22 protein-coding genes and 1 other RNA gene are annotated in these 17,324 nt (G+C 68.1%); 11 read left to right on the plus strand and 12 right to left on the minus strand.

Annotation, left to right across the window (positions count from 1 at the left end):
- Positions 1-5 precede the first annotated feature (5 nt).
- From dtd to ACRDNQ_RS10635, 10 genes are all read right to left on the minus strand, one after another.
- Complete coding sequence (gene dtd, locus ACRDNQ_RS10590; RefSeq protein WP_431828613.1) at positions 6-461, minus strand: D-aminoacyl-tRNA deacylase; 456 nt, start codon at positions 459-461, stop codon at positions 6-8.
- 4 nt (positions 462-465) lie between these two features.
- Entirely contained in the window at positions 466-1,386 is a 921-nt protein-coding gene (locus ACRDNQ_RS10595) for a carbohydrate kinase family protein (protein ID WP_431828614.1), read from the minus strand.
- 90 nt (positions 1,387-1,476) lie between these two features.
- On the minus strand, positions 1,477-2,616 hold the full coding sequence (locus ACRDNQ_RS10600) for a TFIIB-type zinc ribbon-containing protein (RefSeq protein ID WP_431828615.1): 1,140 nt from the start codon (positions 2,614-2,616) through the stop codon (positions 1,477-1,479).
- 24 nt (positions 2,617-2,640) lie between these two features.
- Positions 2,641-3,129, minus strand: a complete 489-nt coding sequence (locus ACRDNQ_RS10605) for a cytochrome b (protein WP_431828616.1) — start codon at positions 3,127-3,129, stop codon at positions 2,641-2,643.
- Between the two features lie 25 nt (positions 3,130-3,154).
- Positions 3,155-4,264 carry an SPFH domain-containing protein gene (locus ACRDNQ_RS10610; RefSeq protein WP_431828617.1) on the minus strand — a complete coding sequence of 370 codons (1,110 nt, stop codon included), beginning with the start codon at positions 4,262-4,264 and terminating at the stop codon, positions 3,155-3,157.
- 108 nt (positions 4,265-4,372) lie between these two features.
- Positions 4,373-5,251, minus strand: coding sequence for a DUF2927 domain-containing protein (locus tag ACRDNQ_RS10615; RefSeq protein ID WP_431828618.1), 879 nt, complete (start codon positions 5,249-5,251; stop codon positions 4,373-4,375).
- Between the two features lie 80 nt (positions 5,252-5,331).
- Positions 5,332-6,519 carry a toxic anion resistance protein gene (locus ACRDNQ_RS10620; RefSeq protein WP_431828619.1) on the minus strand — a complete coding sequence of 396 codons (1,188 nt, stop codon included), beginning with the start codon at positions 6,517-6,519 and terminating at the stop codon, positions 5,332-5,334.
- Positions 6,520-6,552: 33 nt separating this feature from the next.
- Positions 6,553-7,458, minus strand: coding sequence for a 5-bromo-4-chloroindolyl phosphate hydrolysis family protein (locus tag ACRDNQ_RS10625; protein ID WP_431828620.1), 906 nt, complete (start codon positions 7,456-7,458; stop codon positions 6,553-6,555).
- Complete coding sequence (locus tag ACRDNQ_RS10630; protein ID WP_431828621.1) at positions 7,458-7,661, minus strand: hypothetical protein; 204 nt, start codon at positions 7,659-7,661, stop codon at positions 7,458-7,460. The genes ACRDNQ_RS10625 and ACRDNQ_RS10630 overlap by 1 nt, the downstream gene beginning before the upstream one ends.
- Before the next feature lie 133 nt (positions 7,662-7,794).
- On the minus strand, positions 7,795-8,619 hold the full coding sequence (locus ACRDNQ_RS10635; RefSeq protein WP_431828622.1) for a pseudouridine synthase: 825 nt from the start codon (positions 8,617-8,619) through the stop codon (positions 7,795-7,797).
- A 75-nt stretch (positions 8,620-8,694) separates the two neighbouring features.
- Between ACRDNQ_RS10635 and ACRDNQ_RS10640 the strand changes: the two genes are divergently transcribed.
- Positions 8,695-9,144 (plus strand): nucleoside deaminase, encoded by a 450-nt coding sequence (locus ACRDNQ_RS10640; RefSeq protein ID WP_431828623.1) that lies wholly within the window; start codon positions 8,695-8,697, stop codon positions 9,142-9,144.
- Here the strand turns inward: ACRDNQ_RS10640 and ACRDNQ_RS10645 are convergent.
- Positions 9,141-9,878: a TIM barrel protein gene (locus tag ACRDNQ_RS10645; RefSeq protein WP_431828624.1), complete on the minus strand. Its 738-nt coding sequence runs from the start codon at positions 9,876-9,878 to the stop codon at positions 9,141-9,143. The two genes, ACRDNQ_RS10640 and ACRDNQ_RS10645, sit on opposite strands and share 4 nt — an antisense overlap.
- A gap of 5 nt (positions 9,879-9,883) precedes the next feature.
- Positions 9,884-10,576 carry a metal-dependent hydrolase gene (locus tag ACRDNQ_RS10650; RefSeq protein WP_431828625.1) on the minus strand — a complete coding sequence of 231 codons (693 nt, stop codon included), beginning with the start codon at positions 10,574-10,576 and terminating at the stop codon, positions 9,884-9,886.
- 55 nt (positions 10,577-10,631) lie between these two features.
- Between ACRDNQ_RS10650 and ACRDNQ_RS10655 the strand changes: the two genes are divergently transcribed.
- The 10 genes from ACRDNQ_RS10655 (at position 10,632) to ACRDNQ_RS10700 (ending at position 17,284) form a co-directional block, all read left to right on the plus strand.
- Positions 10,632-11,282: a ceramidase domain-containing protein gene (locus ACRDNQ_RS10655; protein WP_431828626.1), complete on the plus strand. Its 651-nt coding sequence runs from the start codon at positions 10,632-10,634 to the stop codon at positions 11,280-11,282.
- A gap of 175 nt (positions 11,283-11,457) precedes the next feature.
- Positions 11,458-11,745, plus strand: coding sequence for an Asp-tRNA(Asn)/Glu-tRNA(Gln) amidotransferase subunit GatC (gene gatC / locus ACRDNQ_RS10660; RefSeq protein WP_431828627.1), 288 nt, complete (start codon positions 11,458-11,460; stop codon positions 11,743-11,745).
- Positions 11,742-13,226: an Asp-tRNA(Asn)/Glu-tRNA(Gln) amidotransferase subunit GatA gene (gene gatA, locus ACRDNQ_RS10665; RefSeq protein ID WP_431828628.1), complete on the plus strand. Its 1,485-nt coding sequence runs from the start codon at positions 11,742-11,744 to the stop codon at positions 13,224-13,226. Before gatC ends, gatA begins: the two co-directional genes overlap by 4 nt.
- A gap of 41 nt (positions 13,227-13,267) precedes the next feature.
- Positions 13,268-13,972, plus strand: coding sequence for a hypothetical protein (locus ACRDNQ_RS10670; RefSeq protein ID WP_431828629.1), 705 nt, complete (start codon positions 13,268-13,270; stop codon positions 13,970-13,972).
- Complete coding sequence (locus ACRDNQ_RS10675; RefSeq protein WP_431828630.1) at positions 13,969-14,628, plus strand: N-acetylmuramoyl-L-alanine amidase; 660 nt, start codon at positions 13,969-13,971, stop codon at positions 14,626-14,628. The genes ACRDNQ_RS10670 and ACRDNQ_RS10675 overlap by 4 nt, the downstream gene beginning before the upstream one ends.
- 13 nt (positions 14,629-14,641) lie before the next feature.
- Positions 14,642-15,015, plus strand: an RNA gene (gene rnpB, locus ACRDNQ_RS10680) — RNase P RNA component class A.
- Between the two features lie 110 nt (positions 15,016-15,125).
- Positions 15,126-15,830 carry a DUF533 domain-containing protein gene (locus tag ACRDNQ_RS10685; protein WP_431828631.1) on the plus strand — a complete coding sequence of 235 codons (705 nt, stop codon included), beginning with the start codon at positions 15,126-15,128 and terminating at the stop codon, positions 15,828-15,830.
- 117 nt (positions 15,831-15,947) lie between these two features.
- Positions 15,948-16,115 carry a 50S ribosomal protein L33 gene (rpmG, locus tag ACRDNQ_RS10690; protein ID WP_012179442.1) on the plus strand — a complete coding sequence of 56 codons (168 nt, stop codon included), beginning with the start codon at positions 15,948-15,950 and terminating at the stop codon, positions 16,113-16,115.
- A gap of 64 nt (positions 16,116-16,179) precedes the next feature.
- Positions 16,180-16,749, plus strand: a complete 570-nt coding sequence (locus ACRDNQ_RS10695) for a GNAT family N-acetyltransferase (RefSeq protein ID WP_431828632.1) — start codon at positions 16,180-16,182, stop codon at positions 16,747-16,749.
- A 70-nt stretch (positions 16,750-16,819) separates the two neighbouring features.
- Positions 16,820-17,284 (plus strand): hypothetical protein, encoded by a 465-nt coding sequence (locus tag ACRDNQ_RS10700; protein WP_431828633.1) that lies wholly within the window; start codon positions 16,820-16,822, stop codon positions 17,282-17,284.
- Positions 17,285-17,324 lie beyond the last annotated feature (40 nt).

The raw sequence follows: 17,324 nt of genomic DNA on the forward strand, positions 1-17,324 counted from the left end.
CGCCGTCAGGCTTTGCGCCAGGTCTCGGTGTCGAGCATGATCGTCACCGGGCCGTCATTGATCAGACTCACCGCCATCTCGGCACCGAAGCGGCCGGTCTGCACCGCAATCCCGAGGTCCCGAAGGGCGGCGCACAAGCGGTCGTAAAGCCGTGCGCCCGTCTCGGGCTCGGCCGCGGTGGAAAAACCCGGCCGGTTTCCGCGCGAGGTGTCGGCGGCCAGCGTGAACTGGCTGATCGCCAGAACCGATCCACCGATGTCACCGATGGCAAGGTTCATGCGACCCTCGGCATCGCGGAAGACCCGCAGCTTCGCGATCTTTGCGGCCATCAGGTCGGCCTCGGCCTCGGTATCGCCGCGCATCGCGCAGACAAGCACCATGAACCCCGGGCCGACCGCGCCCACGGTCTCGCCCGCGATTGCGACCTCGGCGCGGGTGACGCGCTGGACGACCGCGCGCATGCCCCTAAAGCTCGTCTGCCCAGGGCGGGTTCGCGCCGGCCCGGCTGACCGTCACCGCCGCGGCACGTGCGCCAAGGGTCAGGGCGGCGCGGATCGCCGCGTCGGACAGCGTGGCCACAGCGCCCTTGGCCAGGACCCCCGCCGCGTCGAGCGAGGCAAGAAGCCCCGCGTTGAACGTGTCGCCCGCGCCGACCGTGTCGACGACCGTCGCGCGTTCGGCCGCCACGTCGATCCGCCGCCCGGGGGCATAGCCGCTGACGCCCTCGGCCCCGCGCGTGATGCAGACAAGCCGCGGTCCCCGCGCAAGCAGCGCCGTGGCCTGCGCATCGGTGTCCCCGGCGCCCTCAAGCCAGTGCAGGTCCTCGTCGCTGAGCTTCACGATATCGGCGGCCGCGATCATCCGGGCGATCCGGGCGCGATAGGCGGCCTCGTCCCGGATGAAGCCGGGGCGGATGTTGGGGTCGATCATGATGACGCGGGACGGCGCCTCGCGCAGCAGCAGCGCCTCGTAGGCGCGCGCGCAGGGTTCCACCACAAGGCTGATCCCGCCAAAGAAAAGCGCGCCCACCTCGTCCTGCAGATCGGGCAGATCCTCGGGCGACAGCATGCGCCCTGCGGTGTTCTCGTCATAGAAGGCGTAGCTGGCGTGGCCGTTCACCAGCCGGACAAAGGCCAGCGTCGTCGGCCGGTCGCTGCGCACCGCAAGCCTCGATGACACGCTGCTGTCCGACAGCGTCCGGGCCAGAAGATCGCCGAAGAGGTCGGTCGAGATCCCGCTGAAGAATCCGGTCGGCCGACCCAGGCGGCCAAGCGCGATGGCGGTGTTGAACACGGCGCCGCCCGCATGGGGGGCGAAAGCGTCCTCGCCCGCCTCGGTCCGACGCGGAAGCATGTCGATCAGCGCTTCGCCGCAGCACAGGATCATGACTGTCCCTTTCCCTGGTCCGGCCGAGTAGCACGGCGCCCGCGAGTCATGTCAAGGCAAAGCGGCCTGCCCGGTGCGACGAAGCCGGCCTCAGAATCCCGACGGGTCGAAGCCGCCTTCCTGGAGCGCCATGAAATAGCCGATCGCGGCGGCCACGATCGCCCCGACGATCAGGGCAAAGGCGATCTTCCAGGCCGAATAGGGCCGCTCGCCCGCGACCTGTCCGCTGCGCCCGTTCACCGCGATGCGATAGGTCTTGCCGCGATACTTGTAGGCCGCCATCCAGACCGGCAGGAGGATATGCTTGAAGGTGACGTCGCCGATCTGCGTCTCGACCGCCTGCACCTGCTGCACGTCGCCCCCGATGTCGAACTTCACGTCCCGTTCGATCACCCGGTCCATGACCTCGCGCGCCTCGACGAAGGCATCGTCAAGCTGCACCGAGTATCCCTCGGCCCGGAAACCGGCCAGGAATTCGGGTCGATAGGGCTCGAGTGAGGACAGATCCCATGCCCCGAGCGCGTTGCGGAACGGGGCCGGAAGGGACCGTGAGGCCACCACCAGCACGTCGTCGAAAAACCGCGCAACCTGACCCGAGGCCGGCGTCCAGCGCACCTTGCGGACGCTTTGCGTGGTCCGCTTGCCGTTGATCACGACCTGCCGGCTTTCGTGGTAGACGGTTCCGCGCTGGCCGCGATAGCGGCTTCGGGTGTCGGCGTCGAAGGTCCAGTACGGCAGGTAGAGCCCGTTCATGCGGCGGCCCCGGCGCGCGTATTGCTGAAGTCCGCCCGGCGCGAACCACAGGTTGCCCAGCCACTTGCCAACCGCGGCCCGCGCCTCGTCCTCGGTCAAGGCGAAGGGCAGAAGGCCCTTGGGCTTGATGTGGCGATGGACGCCGGTGTCGGTGACGACCGGCGTCGCGCAGAACGGACATTCGGCGGCATGGACCGCGTTGTCGAATTCGACCTGTGCGCCGCAGTTCGGACAGCTCAGGACGCGGGTTTCCTCGATCTCGGTCTGGGGCAGCAGGTTCGCCAGCGCCGCCTTGAAATCAAGTTCGCGCAGCGCGCGGCGTGCGCTTCCGCCGCCCAGGATCGGTTCGGTGTTCCCGCAGTGGTCGCAGACAAGCTGCACGCCGGCGGGGTCGAAGCGCATGGCCGACCCGCAGGTCTGGCAGGGATAGCGATGCTCTTCGACGGCCTCGGTCGTGGCGCGCTCGGGCTCGGTCATGGCATCAGCGCCCCCTCGGCCCGATCACGCCTCGGGGCGGAGCATCCGACGCATGGTGCCGTCGCGGGCGACCGCCTCGTGCAGGATCGCCACCAGCACGTGGCCCACCACGACCAGCATCAGCAGATTGCCCGCGACCGCAAGCACCTCTCCCACGTCCCGAATGCCGCCGTACCAGGCCACGGCGCCGCCAAGCGGCACCATCACCATCAGCACGTAGATCAGCCGGTGCCCCCACGTGGCCGCCGCCGCCAGCGCAGCCGAGGTCCCCTCGGCGGGGCCGGGCGCGCCACGCGCGAGGCGCACCGCGATCCGCACAAGGACAAGCGCAAGGACAGTCCCGCCCAGCCAGACATGCAACGTGTTGCCCTCGATCCCTGACGCACCGCGTTCGACGCGGTCGCGCAGGGCGTCGCCCATGCCATCGCTTGCGAAATAGGCGGCGAAGATCAGGACCGCGACCAGCCAGTGCAGGCCGATCTGAAGGGCCGAGTAACCAGAGCGTCGGGACATGATGCCCTCCTTTGCTGACGGACCGCTACGCGCCCGGAGGCGGCGGTGGCAGAACGGTGAAAAGCTGCGCAAGCTCGGCGACGTCCTCGGCCCGCTTCCAGCCGTCCTGGCCGGGGGTCCAGACGAAGCTGTCGCGCGTCAACTGCCCGTCGACCGCCATGCGCCCCATCGACGCCTTCGAGAAGGGTCCCTTCGTCTCACCGTTCTCGGCCACGTGCCAGACATGCTCGACCGGTGGTGGCGGCGGCGGCGCGGCTGCGCCCGACGCCGGGCCAGCGCCCCAGGGGCCTTGCCGCGCCATCTGCGCCCCCATCGCCATGCCCATCCCCGCGCCGACGCCCGCGGCCATGGCGCCGCCGGCCGCGCCACCGGCCTGGGTCATCGCCTCGGCCGCGCTGAACTGGGTGTACTTGCCCAGATCGCCCACGACCCCCATCGACGTCCGCTTGTCGAGCGCGGCCTCGACCGCCGGAGGAAGCGAGATGTTCTCGACGTAAAGCTCGGGCACGGTCAGGCCGTAGGCGGCGATTGGCCCGGAAATCTCCTGTGCCACGAGCTTGCCCAGCTCGGCCGTGTTCGCCGCCATGTCGAGAACCGGAATGCCCGCGGCCGCGATCGAACGGCTGAATTCCTGCACGATGATGTTGCGGATCTGGAAGCTGATCTCGTCCATCGTGAACTCGCCGTCGGTGCCCACGATCTCGGTCAGGAACAGGCCCGGATCGGTCACGCGCACCGAGTAGGTGCCGAAGGCGCGGATGCGGGTCGGCCCGAACTCGGGGTCGCGCAGGATCACCGGGTTCTTCGTGCCCCACTTGAGGTCCGTGAACCGCCGCGTGGCGACGAAGTAGATCTCGGACTTGAACGGCGACCGGAAGCCATGGTCCCAGTGGTTGAGGGTGGTCAGGATCGGCATGTTGTTGGTCTCGAGGAAGTAGAGGCCGGGGGTGAAGACGTCGGCCAGCTGTCCTTCATGGACGAAGACCGCGGCCTGGCCTTCGCGCACGGTCAGCTTCGCGCCGTACTTGATCGCGTGGCCCTCGCGCTCGAACCGCCAGACCATCGTGTCGCGGGTGTCGTCCACCCAGTGAATGACGTCGATGAATTCGCCGCTCAGGAAATCGAAGATGCCCATCGTCTGTCGCACCCCTTGGATCGTGACATGAAACTGCGTGGTGAAGTCTACCTCATGCGGCCCGCAAGGCCATGGCGGAATCCGCCCGCCCCGGCGGCGCGTCGCTGGTCAGCTCGTGCCTCCTGCCAGTTCGGCCGCCATCTGGTCGATGATCGGGCGCGCTTCGTCCGCCGACATCCCCGGCCGCAGCCGCTTGTCGAAGAGCATCTTCAGAAGCATCTCGTCATGCGTCGTCAGAAGCCCGAATTCCTCGTCGTCGTTGAAGATCGAGGGCCGCGCGAACGGGCTGTCGTTGGCAAGGCCAAGCCCTTGGGCCAGTTCCTCGTGGATGCAGGACAGGCGGAACAGGTCGGGATGCTCGGCCCGTATCACCGCGACAGCCTTGGTATAGACCCCGTCGTTCTGCGGGTCCCAGGCGAACACAAGGCAGTAGGACGACCGTGGCAGGTTCTCGACCGTCGCCACGGCAGTGTCGTCGAGGCGCGGGATGATGCGGCGAAGTTCCGGCCCGATCTCGCGCCGTTCGTCCTCGTAAAGGACAAAGACATGGAAGTTGCCGCCTGACGAGACCTGCCGGATCGGATGGCCGGTGACACGTGCAAGGCGGTCGGCATACTCGGCGATCGCCTGACCGTCGCGCGCGCGCGTCTCAAGGTCGACGGCGCGGCCGAAGGTCACCTCCATCCGGACCGGGCCTTCCCAGCGGTGCAGCAGGCTTTCGGTCTCCTTCTGGACAAGCTGGCCGCCGACGCTGGAGTACTCTTCGAAAAAGGCGATCTGGCGGAAGTTGCGCGCAAGATCGGTGTCGGTGAACGGGGCGTCGGTGCCGCCGCTGTCGGTGCGCAGCAGGCCGCGGTCGAGCAGCCCGGCCTGAACCCGCGCGTAATAGCCTTCCAGGGCGATGCTTTCCTCGGACCGCGTCGCGGGTTCGGGCCCCGGGGCGGCGTCCGGGGGCGGCGCGGCCATTCCCTGGGGCGGGGCGGCCATGTCGCAGCCGGCAAGACCGGCCCAAAGGACCGCCGCCGCCGCGAGGCGGGCCAGCGCGCCGATCGTTTTCGTCTTCGGGGTCAGGATATGCTCTCGCCTGCGTTGGTGCCCACCTTGTCGCCGCGCGCCTTGGCCGCCGCAAGGGTCGACTTGAGCTCGGCCTCCATCTTCTTCAGCTCGACCTCGGCCTGCGCCCGCTTGGCCTTGCCCGCATCGGCGATGGCAAGGCTTTCCTCGATCGTGGCGATCAACTCGGCATTTGCGCTTTTGACGGCCTCGATGTCGAAGACGCCGCGCTCCATTTCCTGACGCACGGTCCTGTTGGCCTCGCGCAGGTTCTTGGCATTCGCGGTCAGAAGCTCGTTCGTCAGGTCGTTGGCGTCGCGCACGGCTTTTGCGGCCTCCGACGACCGCTGGATCGTCACCGCCTGCGCCAGTTGCGTCTCCCACAGCGGGACGGTGTTGACGAGCGTCGAGTTGATCTTGGTCACAAGGCTCTTGTCGTTCTCCTGCACCAGCCGGATCGACGGCAGCGACTGCATCGTGACCTGCCGCGTGAGCTTGAGGTCATGAACCCGCCGTTCCAGATCGTCACGCGCGGCGCGCAGGTCGCGCAGTTCCTGCGCCTTCATCACGCCCTGGTCCTCGGGCGCGGCGTCGACCTCGGCCTGCTTGGCGGGAATGTCGTTGTGGTCCAGAAGCGCGATCTTCCGCTCGCCCGCGGCGATGTAGAGCGCAAGCTGGTCGTAGAAGTTGAGCGTGCGGTCATAAAGGATGTCGAGCGACTTGATGTCCTTCAGAAGCTTGTGCTCGTGCTGAAGAAGGTTGTCGGTGATCTTGTCGATCTGGCCCTGCACGTCCTCGAATTTCGCCACGAACTGCGCCATGGGCGCGGCGCGGCCGATCAACCGTTCCCACCATGACCGCTTGCGCCGTACGTCAAGCTCGGAGACCGAGAAGCCGCGGATGGTCGAGACGATCTCGCGCAGGGAATCTCCGGCCGGGCCGACGTCCTTGTTGCGCACGTCCGCCAGCATCGCCTGACTGATTTCCTGAAGTTCGGCCTGGGCCGAGGATCCGAACGAGACGATCGAGTTGGTGTTCGACATGTCGATCTCGGCCATGCGCCGCTCGATCTCGGCCTGAAGTCCCGGGTCGGCGGCCTCGTAGGGCACGACCTCGGGCACCGGGGCGGCCAACTCGACCTTCGTCACCTCGTCGAGCATTGCGATCGTCTTTTCGGCCTGCTGGCGGACGCTGTCGGACATCTTGAGCTTTTCCCTTTTGCAAATTCGATCGGTCTAATCGGTATGAACGCCTTCGCGCTCGAGCCGTTCGCGCAAGACCTCGATCTCCACGTCGAGGTCGCTGCGGTCGTCAAGAAGCATCTTCTCGGTGCGCGCCGAGAAGGTCTTTTCCAGATCGTCCAGCAGCGCTTCGTAGTCGGTGCGCGCCTTCTGGTCACGCGTGCGGCCGTAGAGGTCGGCGAACTTCACCGTCGCGTCCTTCGCGCCCAGAAGGTAGACGCCAAGGTACTTGCGCGCCCCGGTCAGGTCGCGGGGGTCTTCCTCGACCGTTCGGAACATCGCGCGCGCGGTGCGCTGGAAGCCCTCGACCCGGGTCACGAGCGCGCGGTCGTTGGTGCGCGCGATCGCCTCGGTCATGGCCTTGAGGTGTTTCTCGGCCTCGTCCACGGCGCGGGCCACGCGGTCGGACTGGAAGCTGTCGATCCCTTCGATCCCCTTGTCCTTCAGCGGGTCGATCCCGAAGGCAAGGCTGTGCAGGACGGTGCCGAGGATCGCGAAGATCACCGGGCTGAGAAGACTGTCGTTCGCGGTCAGGCCGGCCACGAACAATCCGGCGCCGGTGAGGACGCTTGCGAAGATCTTGCGCGGGATGGCCGGCCGCTTCGCCACGCGGCGCGCGTCATAGGCTTCTTCGGCGATCAGGCCCTCGCGGGTGAGCCACGCCGCCAGCATCAGGATGCCGAAGGCCGCAAGATTGATCGCCAGTCCGGTCGGCTCTTGCTGAAACGCGCGAAGGGCGAGGGGGATCGGCGCAAAGAACAGGATGTTGATCCGGCCGCCGGCCTTTGTCCGTCGCTTCCCGGAAAACGGCGGTTGTCCCGGACCGGACTGTCCGGCCCCTGTCTTCGGCACGCGCCCGGCCTTGTCGGGGCTGAACTTGCCGCCATAGCGCTGGGCCATTACACGCCCCCGGAGGCGGACACGTAGACGATGAGGCAGATCAAAAGGAAGAAGGCGACCTTCTGCATGGCGGACCCCTCTGTCAGGTCGAACGCGCCGCCAGCCCCCGCTGCCCGGCGAATGGAAATGATCCCGGCGACGAACGTCGCGAGAACGCCGACGACGGCAAGAACCAGAAGTGCCGCAAGGGCCAGTCGCGCCATTCTACCCCACGCTCCCGTCTTTGCATCGCAGCATAGGCCATGGCCGGGCCGCGTTCCACCAAAAGCCGACGCCCGCGGCGCATTCTGCGGACGGGGCCTTCTTCCTGTCAGAAAGGGGCGATGTGGGCCGCTTTCAAGGCTTTCGGCGCTTCGATGGGCGCGGGGGCTTCGATGGCGCGCGCCCGGGTGCGGCGTCCTTCCCGGCCGAAAGGCCAAGCTGCTCGCGCACGACGCGCGGCTTCACCTCGACCACGTCGCCGGGTTTCAGATCGCCCAGCTTGAACGGGCCGTAGCTGACGCGGATCAGGCGGTTGACGCTTAGCCCGATCGCCGACATCGCGCGGCGCACCTCGCGGTTCTTGCCTTCGCGCAGCGCAACCGTCAGCCAGGCGTTGGCGCCTTGCTGGCGGTCGAGCGTCACCTGCATCGGCTGGAAGGACTCGCCGTCCACCGTGATCCCCTGGCGCAGGGGGGCAAGCGTCAGGTCGTCGGGCGCGCCCTTCACCCGGACGCGGTAGCGCCTGAGCCACCCCGACGATGGCAGTTCGAGCCGCCGCTTGATCTCGCCGTCATTGGTCAGAAGCAGCAGGCCCTCGGAGTTCAGGTCAAGTCGCCCGACAGTGTGGACGCGCGGAAGCTCTGGCGGCAGCGCGTCGAACACCGTGGGGCGGCCTTTCTCGTCCCTGGCGGATGTCACCACGCCATCGGGCTTGTGGTAAAGCCACAGCCGCGGCGGTTCGGCCTCGGCGATGGGCTTGCCGTCGACCGTGACCCTGTCTGAAGGCGTCACGTTCAGCGCGGGGCTGGCGATCACCGTGCCGTTCACGGCCACGCGGCCTTCGGCGATCATGCGCTCGGCTTCGCGGCGCGAAGCCACGCCGGCGCGCGACAGCACCTTGGCGATGCGGTCGCCCGGCGCGGGGGCAGAGGGCGGGTTTGGGCGCGTCTTGTCGGGCATGACGGGGCTTTATCCCGGCCGCCGCGTCTTGGAAAGCGGCTTGAGTGGCGACGGCTTGGGGCGTAAGCCGCGCCCATGGTGTTCCGCAGCCACATGGAAACCGCGCTGGCCGAGGCCCGCGCTGCCGCAGACCGCGGCGAGGTGCCCGTGGGCGCCGTCCTCGTCGGCCCGGACGGGCAGGTGCTGGCCCGCGCCGGAAACCGCACCCGCGAGTGTGCCGACCCCACCGCCCATGCCGAGATGCTGGCGATCCGCGCGGCCTGCGCGCACCTGGGGTCCGAGCGGCTGACAGGTTGCGACCTCTACGTCACGCTCGAGCCTTGCGCGATGTGCGCCGCGGCCATCGCGGCTGCACGGATCGCCCGACTTTACTATGGCGCGTCCGACCCGAAATCGGGCGGGGTGGCGCATGGCGCGCGGGTCTTTCGCCACCCTCAGGCGCATCACGTCCCCGAGGTCTATGACGGCCTTGCCGCCGACGAGGCGGCGGGCCTTCTGTCCGACTTCTTCTGCGAGCGCCGCTAAAGCCCTATGGCCTGACGCAAGGCCGCGGCATCGGGTGCGGTCGATCCCGGGTGATACTCGCATCCCAGCGCATCGAGGCGCGCGGCCTGAAGGGCGGGGATCAGCGCGCGATAGTCCGGACCTTCGCCCCCCGGCGCGCCGCGCGACGGGAAGGACGCGATCTGCACATGCGCGATCCGGTCCCCGTGCCGCGCGATCAGGTCGGCCGGATCGTCGCCTTCGGCCAGCACGTGGTAGACATCCATCAGGATCCCAAGATTGGGCCGACGCGCCGTGTCGAGAAGCCGCGCCGCGTCGTCGACCCGGCTCAGGACGTAGCCCGGCACCCGCGCCTGGCTGATCGGTTCGACCAGAACCGTGCGGTCCGTCAGGTCGGCGAAGCGGGCAAGGTTCGCGGCGAAGACCGAGGCCGATCCCTCGCCGGTTCCCGCCATGACGTGGATCGCGCGAGCGTCGACCGCCTCGGCGGCTGCGAGGGCGTCGCGGAAATCGCCAAGGGCCGTCGCCTCCCGCCCCGGAAGGGCGGCGCAGCCGAAGCCCGGACCCATCCGCACATTGAGCGACAGGACCGGAAGCCCCGTTGCCGCAAGCGCGGCCGTGATCGTATCGGCGTCGCCCGACTGCACCTCGTCGTGGAACTCGACCGCGTCGAAGCCCGCGTTCGCCGCCGCGCGGATGCGGTCGGGGAAGGGCAAGTCGGTGAAGAGGTAGCCGGTATTGGCCGACAGCCGCATCCCGCCTAGACCTCGATCGCGACCAGCACCTGCGGTTCGCGCACCTCGACCCCCGGCAGCCCCGCCTTCAGCGCCTCGGCATCCTGCGCCAGAAGCGGGAAGGTTCGGTAGTGGCAGGGGATCACCAGCTTGAAGTCGAAGAACTTCTGCGCCGCCCAGGCCGCCGCCTTCATGTCCATCGTGAAGTGCCCGCCTGCGCAGAGAATGCCGATGTCGGGGGCATGGTATTCGCCCATCCAGCCCATGTCCGCCATGATCGTTGTGTCGCCCGAGACATAGATCGTATGACCTTCGCCCGCGATCATGAAACCTGCCTCGGCGCCGGCGTACATCGGCCCCCGGTCCGTCCCGATGGACGAGGAATGGACCGCGTTCACCATCGTCACCGCGACCTCGCCCAGCGTGATCGTGCCGCCCTTGTTGAAGCCTACCCCGGTGATCCCTTCGGATGCCTCCCAATGACTGATGAGGTCGTAGATGCCCGCCACCGGCACGCCAAGCTCGCGCGAGATCGCGATGGCATCGGCCGAATGATCGCCGTGGCCGTGGGTCAGAAGGATGGCCGTGGCGCCCTCGATGGCCTCGGACCGGCGGCCCTCGGGGAACATCGGATTGCCGGTCAGCCAGGGGTCGACCAGCAGGACCTGCCCGCCGATCTCGATGCGAAAGCCGGAATGACCGAGCCAGATGATTTTCATTGGGTCCTCCCTATGTCGTCGGAAGAAGACTTAGCAGGTTCGGCGGGGCAGTCACATGGATTGGACGCAAGCGATCGACGCCTATTGCGAAAGGACCGACCCGTCGTTCTGGTCCGAGCCGGTCAATGCCCTGACAAACGCGGCCTTCCTGATCGCGGCCGCCGTCATGGTCCGGCGGGTGCGCGGGCAGGGGCTGCCGATCGCGATGGCTCTGGTCGCGATCCTTGCCGCGATCGGAATCGGGTCGTTCCTCTTCCACACCGTCGCCACCCCCTGGGCGGCGCTGGCCGATAGCCTGCCCATCGCCCTTTACATCCTGGTCTACCTTTTCGCGGCGAACCTGCATTTCTGGAACTGGCCGCTTTGGGGCGCGATCCTTGGCACGCTGGCCTTCTTCCCCTATGCGGCGCTGACGGTGCCGCTGTTCCAGTCCTTGCCGTTCTTTGTGATCTCGGCGGGCTACTGGCCGGTGCCGCTTCTGATCGCCGTCTATGGGGTGCTCCTGCGCCATCGTGCGCCCGGGACGGCACGCGGGCTTCTGATCGGCGCGGCGATCCTGACGTTGTCGCTTGTCCTGCGCTCGCTCGACGAACCTCTCTGCACCGCGATCCCGGTCGGCACGCATTTCTGGTGGCATATCCTCAACGCGATCATGCTGGGCTGGATGATCGAGGTCTATCGGCGTCACCGCCTTGCCCATCGCTGAAGCTCGCCGGAAGGCCGTGCTGTCGCAACGACCTGGTGGCGGGGCCGGGCGACGCCGGCAAGCCGTGGCGGTCTCTGCGCCTGTCCCGGATGGATCCCGTTCAATTTTCCTTCCCTCGCCTTGCGGCAGCGCGTCGCGCGGTCTAAACGCCACGCTGGACAGAACGGAGCGCCCGATGTCGATCGATCTCAAGACCGCGGCCCATGTGGCGAAGCTGGCCCGTATCCGGGTCGAGGATGCCGACCTTCCCGCGCTTGCGGGCGAGTTCAACACGATCCTTGGCTTCATCGAGCAGCTGAACGAAGTCGACGTCTCGACCGTCGAGCCGATGACCAGCGTCACGCCGATGCGGCTGAAGCGGCGTGAGGACGAGGTGAGCGCGGGCGGAATTCAGGAGAAGATCCTCAAGAACGCCCCCGACGCGCGCGAAGGCTTCTTCGCGGTTCCGAAGGTGGTCGAATGACGCGTGACCTGACCGCCCTGACCATCGCCGAAGCGCGCGACCACCTGCGCGCGGGCGACATCACCGCGACCGATCTGACGGCAGCCTGCCTGACCGCCATCGAGGGGGCAGGGGCGCTCAACGCCTTCGTCCACCACACGCCCGAGATCGCCGAGGAACACGCCCGGATCGCCGATCAGCGCCTCCGCCAGGGCAACGCGCCCGACATGTGCGGGATCCCGATCGGCATCAAGGACCTGTTCTGCACCCATGGCGTCGCCAGCCAGGCGGGTTCGCGCATCCTCGAAGGCTTCCGGCCGGAATACGAATCCACCGTCACCCAGAACCTTTTCGACGCCGGCGCGGTGATGCTGGGCAAGCTGAACATGGACGAATTCGCCATGGGTTCGTCGAACGAAACCTCGGTCTACGGACCCGCGGTGAACCCCTGGAAGGTCGACGACCGGGCGTTGACCCCAGGCGGATCCTCGGGCGGCTCGGCCGCGGCCGTGGCGGCGGATCTGTGCCTTGCGGCAACGGGCACCGACACGGGCGGGTCGATCCGGCAGCCGGCGGCCTTCGTCGGCATCACCGGCCTCAAGCCTACATACGGGCGCTGCTCGCGCTGGGGGATCGTGGCCTTCGCCTCGTCCCTCGACCAGGCCGGGCCGATGACCAAGGACGTGCGCGACTGCGCGATCATGCTGAAGGCGATGGCCGGGCACGATCCGAAGGATTCGACCAGCGCCGATCTTCCCGTCCCCGATTTCGAGGCGATGCTGAGCGGCGACATCCGCGGCAAGACCATCGGCATTCCCCGCGAATACCGTATGGACGGCATGCCCGACGAGATCGAGGCGCTTTGGGCGCACGGCCGCGCCATGCTTCAGGACGCAGGCGCGAAGATCGTGGACATCTCGCTGCCGCACACGAAATACGCGCTTCCCGCCTATTACGTCATCGCCCCGGCCGAGGCCTCGTCGAACCTGGCGCGCTACGACGGCGTGCGCTACGGGCGCCGCGCGAAACTCGCCCAGGGCGACGGCATCACCGAGATGTACGAAAAGACACGGGCCGAAGGGTTCGGCCCCGAGGTGCGGCGCCGGATCATGGTCGGGACCTATGTCCTGTCGGCGGGCTTTTACGACGCCTACTACAACCGCGCCCGCAAGGTCCGCGCGCTGATCCGCAAGGACTTCGAGGATGTCTTCGCGCAGGGCGTCGACGCCATCCTGACGCCCGCCACCCCGTCGGCCGCCTTCGGCCTGGGCGAAATGGCAAGCGCGGATCCGGTACAGATGTATCTCAACGACGTCTTCACCGTGACGGTAAACCTGGCCGGGTTGCCGGGCGTCGCGGTGCCCGCCGGGCTTGACGGGAAGGGCCTGCCGCTGGGCCTTCAGCTGATCGGCCGCCCGTGGGAGGAAGGCGACCTGCTGAACACCGCCTATGCGCTGGAACGCGCCGCGGGCTTTGTTTCCAAGCCTGCGAAATGGTGGTAATCACGCGAAACGAACGAAACCGGGCAAACAGGCACAACGTCATGCATCTTGGCAAAGCGATGATCGGCGCATGTCTCGTCCTTGCGGCCTGCGCGCCGTCGGTGCCGGACTCGGCGGCCGGGGTCGGGTTCGACGACTACACGTCCTATCAAACCAGCCGCGAGGCCGAGCTTGCCGGCCGCCCCGCGCCGGTCCCCGAGGGGCCACAGATCGCGCAAGAGACGATGGCCGCGCTTGGCACGACGGCCCCGCTGTCGGCGACGGCGCCCGGAGGTGTCGCGGTCGCGGCCGCGCCCGCGGCCACCCCCATGTCCGCTCCAGCCGCTGCGCCTGCCGCGACGAGCAATGCCGGGATTTCCGACGAACAGAACTTCGACGCGGTCAGCGCGCGCGAGTCGATCGAAAGCGATGCCGCGCGCATCGCCCAGAACCGCCAGGCCTATGTCGTGATCCAGCCCACGTCCTTGCCGACCCGTCCCGAGGACGGGCGCCCGAACATCGTGGCCTTCGCCCTTGCCACGAACAACCCGGTCGGCACGCAGCTTTACTCGCGTTCGGGCCTGAACGCGCAATCCCGCTATGACCGCGCTTGCATGCGGTTCGCCTCGCCCGATCTCGCGCAGGAGGAATTCCTGGCCTCGGGCGGACCCGAGCGGGACCGGCTTGGCGTCGACCCGGACGGCGACGGCTATGCCTGCTGGTGGGATCCCACACCTTTCCGCGCGGCGCGGGCCGCCGGCGGGTGATCGAGCATCCTTCGCCCAATTTCGGGCCAAGGCGCGACGGGCTGACGCCCGCGCTGATCGTGCTTCACTACACGGCCATGCAGGACGCGGGCGCGGCGTTGCAGCGCCTGTGCGATCCTGCGTCCGAGGTGTCGGCCCATTACCTGGTGGGGGCAGACGGCACGCTCTGGCGGCTGGTCCCGGACGAAATGCGGGCCTGGCACGCCGGGGCAGGGGCCTGGGGCGGCGCCGGGGACGTGAACTCGCGGTCGATCGGGGTCGAACTTGACAACGACGGGGCCTCGCCCTTCCCCGAGGCGCAGATGGCCGCGCTCGAGCGGCTTCTGGACCGGCTTATGGCGCGCTGGGCGATTTCGCCCTCGGGCGTCATCGCGCATTCCGACATGGCGCCGGATCGCAAGGCCGATCCCGGTCCGCGGTTCGACTGGCGGCGGCTGGCCCGCGGCGGGCGCGCCGTCTGGCCTGCGGCAGCTGCGCCGGGGGACTTCCTATCGGATGCCGCCGCCGCCGGCTATCCCGTCGAAGCCGGTCCTGACCTTGTCCTTGCGGCGTTTCGCCTGCGCTTTCGCCCCGGTGCCGCGGGGCCGCTGGCGCCCGAGGACCGTGCCCTGATGGCTGGCCTCGCCGCCATTGACGCGGGCGCCGCCAGTGCCTAACTCGGGACGGCGTGCGGAAGGCTGGATGGCCGCGGCCTGTCGGGGGCAACCCCGGAGGTCGAGGAAAGTCCGGACTCCATGAAGCAACGGTGCCGGGTAACGCCCGGGCGGGGAAACCCGACGGAAAGCGCCACAGAGAACGAGACCGCCCCGGCAAGCCGGGGCAAGGGTGAAACGGTGGGGTAAGAGCCCACCGCGTCCCTGGCGACAGGGACGGCATGGCAAGCCCCACCGGGAGCAATGCCGAATAGGGACGCCGCCATGGGCCGCTTCAGCCTGGGCGTCCGGGTAGGCAGCTAAAGCGCGTCGGCAACGGCGGGCTCAGAGGAATGGTCATCCAGGGGAGCGATCCCCGGACAGAATCCGGCTTACAGGCCCTCCGCACGCCTCTATCGTCCTGACGGATCGCGATTGTCTGTTACACTCGCCGTGCCATACTGGCCGCGATTGGCCGGACGGTCTTTGCACAAGAGCCATTTCAACCGGGAGGAAGAGAGATGAGTTTCGTCAAGACGCTAGCGACACTTGCGGCGGGGTTCGCCGCCGCGAAGGGGGTCGAGCAATACAAGAAGATGGGCGGCATGGCGGGGGTGAAGGATGCCGTGAAGGGCAACGAATCGCTCGCCGGCATGTCGAAGCAGATGGACGAGATGTTTGCCCGGATGGGCATGCCCGACGCAAGCAAGAACCTGAAGGGAATGCTCGACCAGCTTGGCGTGAATGCCGACAAGGGCGGCGAGGCGGCGATGGCGGGTCTGGGCGGGCTCATGGCCGCGCTCGGGGGGGCCACGGCGGCCGGGACAAGCACCGCAGCCGACATGCTGGACAGCCTGACCGGCAACAAGGCCGCCTCGACCACGGTCGAGGACAACGCCCGCCTTATGATCCGCGCAATGATCCAGGCCGCCAAGGCCGATGGCGAGATCGACGCCGAAGAGCGGCAGAAGATCCTCGATCACCTCGAAGGCGCGGGACCCGAGGAAATCGCTTATGTGCGTGAACAGCTGGCCGCGCCGCTTGATCTTGAGGGTCTTGTGTCGGACACGCAGGACAACGCCCGGTCGCAGGTCTATGCGATGTCGGCGATGGCGGTGCGCATCGACAGCGACGCCGAGCGCGAGTACCTGAACGCGCTTGCGCGGGGTCTGGGCCTCAGCGATGCGGCGCAGGCACGCATCCATCAGGCGATGGGCATCGGTTAGGCGGCGGTGGCGTGGAACAGGGGCCCAGAATCCGGTTGACACCGAAGCGGCGATGGCTAGAACGCGGGCTTCAAGGATTCCACGGGCGGTGTCGCCGCCCGGCGCAGGAGAGTGACCATGGCGAAGCCGACGACGATCAAGATCCGTCTCAATTCGACCGCTGACACGGGCCACTTCTACGTGACCAAGAAGAACGCCCGCACGATGACGGAGAAGATGGTCGTACGCAAATACGACCCCGTCGCGCGCAAGCACGTCGAATACAAGGAAGGCAAGATCAAGTAGGATCCCCTTCCGGAAAGATCGACAAGGCCGCGCGTCCCCCGCGCGGCCTTTTTCTTTGGCGGGCGTGGCAGGAGCGGGCGGCGATCCCCACATCAAGCCCACGAAGGGCCTTGCCATGACTGCCGAGACGATCACGATCCGCACCGCCCGACCGGCCGATCTGGCCGCGGCCGATGCCCTTTTCTCCGAAAGCTACCCGATTCTGCTGAGGGGGGATTACCCGCCGTCTGTCCGGGTCCTCGCCATCCCACTGATCTCGCGGGCGCAGCCCCACCTGCTTGCCTCGGGCACGTACTTCCTGGCCGAGGACGCCGACGGGCGGCTTGTCGGCGCGGGCGGCTGGACGCGCGCGGCGCGGGTGCGCGAGGTAGGCCAGGTCCGCCACGTCGTGACCGACCATCGCCGGACCCGTCGGGGGATCGGCCGCGCGCTGATGGCGCATATCTTTTCCACAGCGCGCGAGGCCGGCATCCGCCACCTGCAATGCCAAAGCACCAGGACTGCGGTGCCCTTCTACAGCGCCTGCGGTTTCCGCGAGCTTGGGCCGATCGAGGTGCCGTTGCAGCCCGGGATCAGCTTTCCCGCCGTCGCGATGGAGCGCGACCTTGCCGCCACGCCGTCCGGGGCTGACTGAACAACTGCCCCAAAAGCGCCCCAGTCTGCCCTATGCTGCCGGGGAATCGCGAACCAGGATGGAGGGACACATGCGAATTCGCGCGCTTATCCTCGTGCTGCCTCTGGCGGCCTGTGCCAGTGTCGAGGAACGGACCGATGCCCGCAGCGGAACGGGCTTCGCCACCGCCACGACCGCCAGCACGGTGGAACGTCAGCCGACCCGGGTGAACGTCACCATGCAGGGCTATGATGCCGTGCCGATCGTGCGCGTGGCCGGGTCGCCATCCACCCTGGACGAGGCGGCGCAGCTTGCGCTGGCTGCCGGTGGCAGCGACGCGGGGGTCTGGGCGCCCGCGACCGTGGGCGGGACCACCTATGCCCTGCGGCAGGTCATGGTCGGATCGTTCAACTTCACCGTGGCCGAGCCGCAGACCGGGCGGCCAACCGCCACGCCCGAGCTTCTGTCGAACGTCAGTGTCCGCACCGGCTGTCTCACCACCGGGCAGACCTTCGCCGACCGGGGGCGCATCGCCGTCGCGATGGACTGCAACTGACCGCCTGACGCGGCGCCCCGCGGCGTGACGCGCCCGGCGA

The organism is Saliniferula longa, from assembly GCF_050789285.1.
GTDB lineage: Bacteria > Pseudomonadota > Alphaproteobacteria > Rhodobacterales > Rhodobacteraceae > CAVPWP01.

Excerpts from the sequence above, each read along its gene's own strand:
- rpmG (WP_012179442.1), top strand. The coding sequence starts at position 15,948 with ATGGCGAAGCCGACGACGATCAAGATCCGTCTCAATTCGACCGCTGAC.
- gatA (WP_431828628.1), top strand. The coding sequence starts at position 11,742 with ATGACGCGTGACCTGACCGCCCTGACCATCGCCGAAGCGCGCGACCAC.
- ACRDNQ_RS10640 (WP_431828623.1), top strand. The coding sequence starts at position 8,695 with ATGGTGTTCCGCAGCCACATGGAAACCGCGCTGGCCGAGGCCCGCGCT.
- ACRDNQ_RS10595 (WP_431828614.1), bottom strand. The coding sequence starts at position 1,386 with ATGATCCTGTGCTGCGGCGAAGCGCTGATCGACATGCTTCCGCGTCGG.
- ACRDNQ_RS10645 (WP_431828624.1), bottom strand. The coding sequence starts at position 9,878 with ATGCGGCTGTCGGCCAATACCGGCTACCTCTTCACCGACTTGCCCTTC.
- ACRDNQ_RS10625 (WP_431828620.1), bottom strand. The coding sequence starts at position 7,458 with ATGGCCCAGCGCTATGGCGGCAAGTTCAGCCCCGACAAGGCCGGGCGC.
- ACRDNQ_RS10615 (WP_431828618.1), bottom strand. The coding sequence starts at position 5,251 with ATGGCCGCCCCGCCCCAGGGAATGGCCGCGCCGCCCCCGGACGCCGCC.
- ACRDNQ_RS10700 (WP_431828633.1), top strand. The coding sequence starts at position 16,820 with ATGCGAATTCGCGCGCTTATCCTCGTGCTGCCTCTGGCGGCCTGTGCC.
- ACRDNQ_RS10670 (WP_431828629.1), top strand. The coding sequence starts at position 13,268 with ATGCATCTTGGCAAAGCGATGATCGGCGCATGTCTCGTCCTTGCGGCC.
- dtd (WP_431828613.1), bottom strand. The coding sequence starts at position 461 with ATGCGCGCGGTCGTCCAGCGCGTCACCCGCGCCGAGGTCGCAATCGCG.
- ACRDNQ_RS10620 (WP_431828619.1), bottom strand. The coding sequence starts at position 6,519 with ATGTCCGACAGCGTCCGCCAGCAGGCCGAAAAGACGATCGCAATGCTC.
- ACRDNQ_RS10605 (WP_431828616.1), bottom strand. The coding sequence starts at position 3,129 with ATGTCCCGACGCTCTGGTTACTCGGCCCTTCAGATCGGCCTGCACTGG.
- ACRDNQ_RS10655 (WP_431828626.1), top strand. The coding sequence starts at position 10,632 with ATGGATTGGACGCAAGCGATCGACGCCTATTGCGAAAGGACCGACCCG.
- ACRDNQ_RS10630 (WP_431828621.1), bottom strand. The coding sequence starts at position 7,661 with ATGGCGCGACTGGCCCTTGCGGCACTTCTGGTTCTTGCCGTCGTCGGC.
- ACRDNQ_RS10600 (WP_431828615.1), bottom strand. The coding sequence starts at position 2,616 with ATGACCGAGCCCGAGCGCGCCACGACCGAGGCCGTCGAAGAGCATCGC.
- ACRDNQ_RS10685 (WP_431828631.1), top strand. The coding sequence starts at position 15,126 with ATGAGTTTCGTCAAGACGCTAGCGACACTTGCGGCGGGGTTCGCCGCC.
- ACRDNQ_RS10635 (WP_431828622.1), bottom strand. The coding sequence starts at position 8,619 with ATGCCCGACAAGACGCGCCCAAACCCGCCCTCTGCCCCCGCGCCGGGC.
- gatC (WP_431828627.1), top strand. The coding sequence starts at position 11,458 with ATGTCGATCGATCTCAAGACCGCGGCCCATGTGGCGAAGCTGGCCCGT.
- ACRDNQ_RS10610 (WP_431828617.1), bottom strand. The coding sequence starts at position 4,264 with ATGGGCATCTTCGATTTCCTGAGCGGCGAATTCATCGACGTCATTCAC.
- ACRDNQ_RS10650 (WP_431828625.1), bottom strand. The coding sequence starts at position 10,576 with ATGAAAATCATCTGGCTCGGTCATTCCGGCTTTCGCATCGAGATCGGC.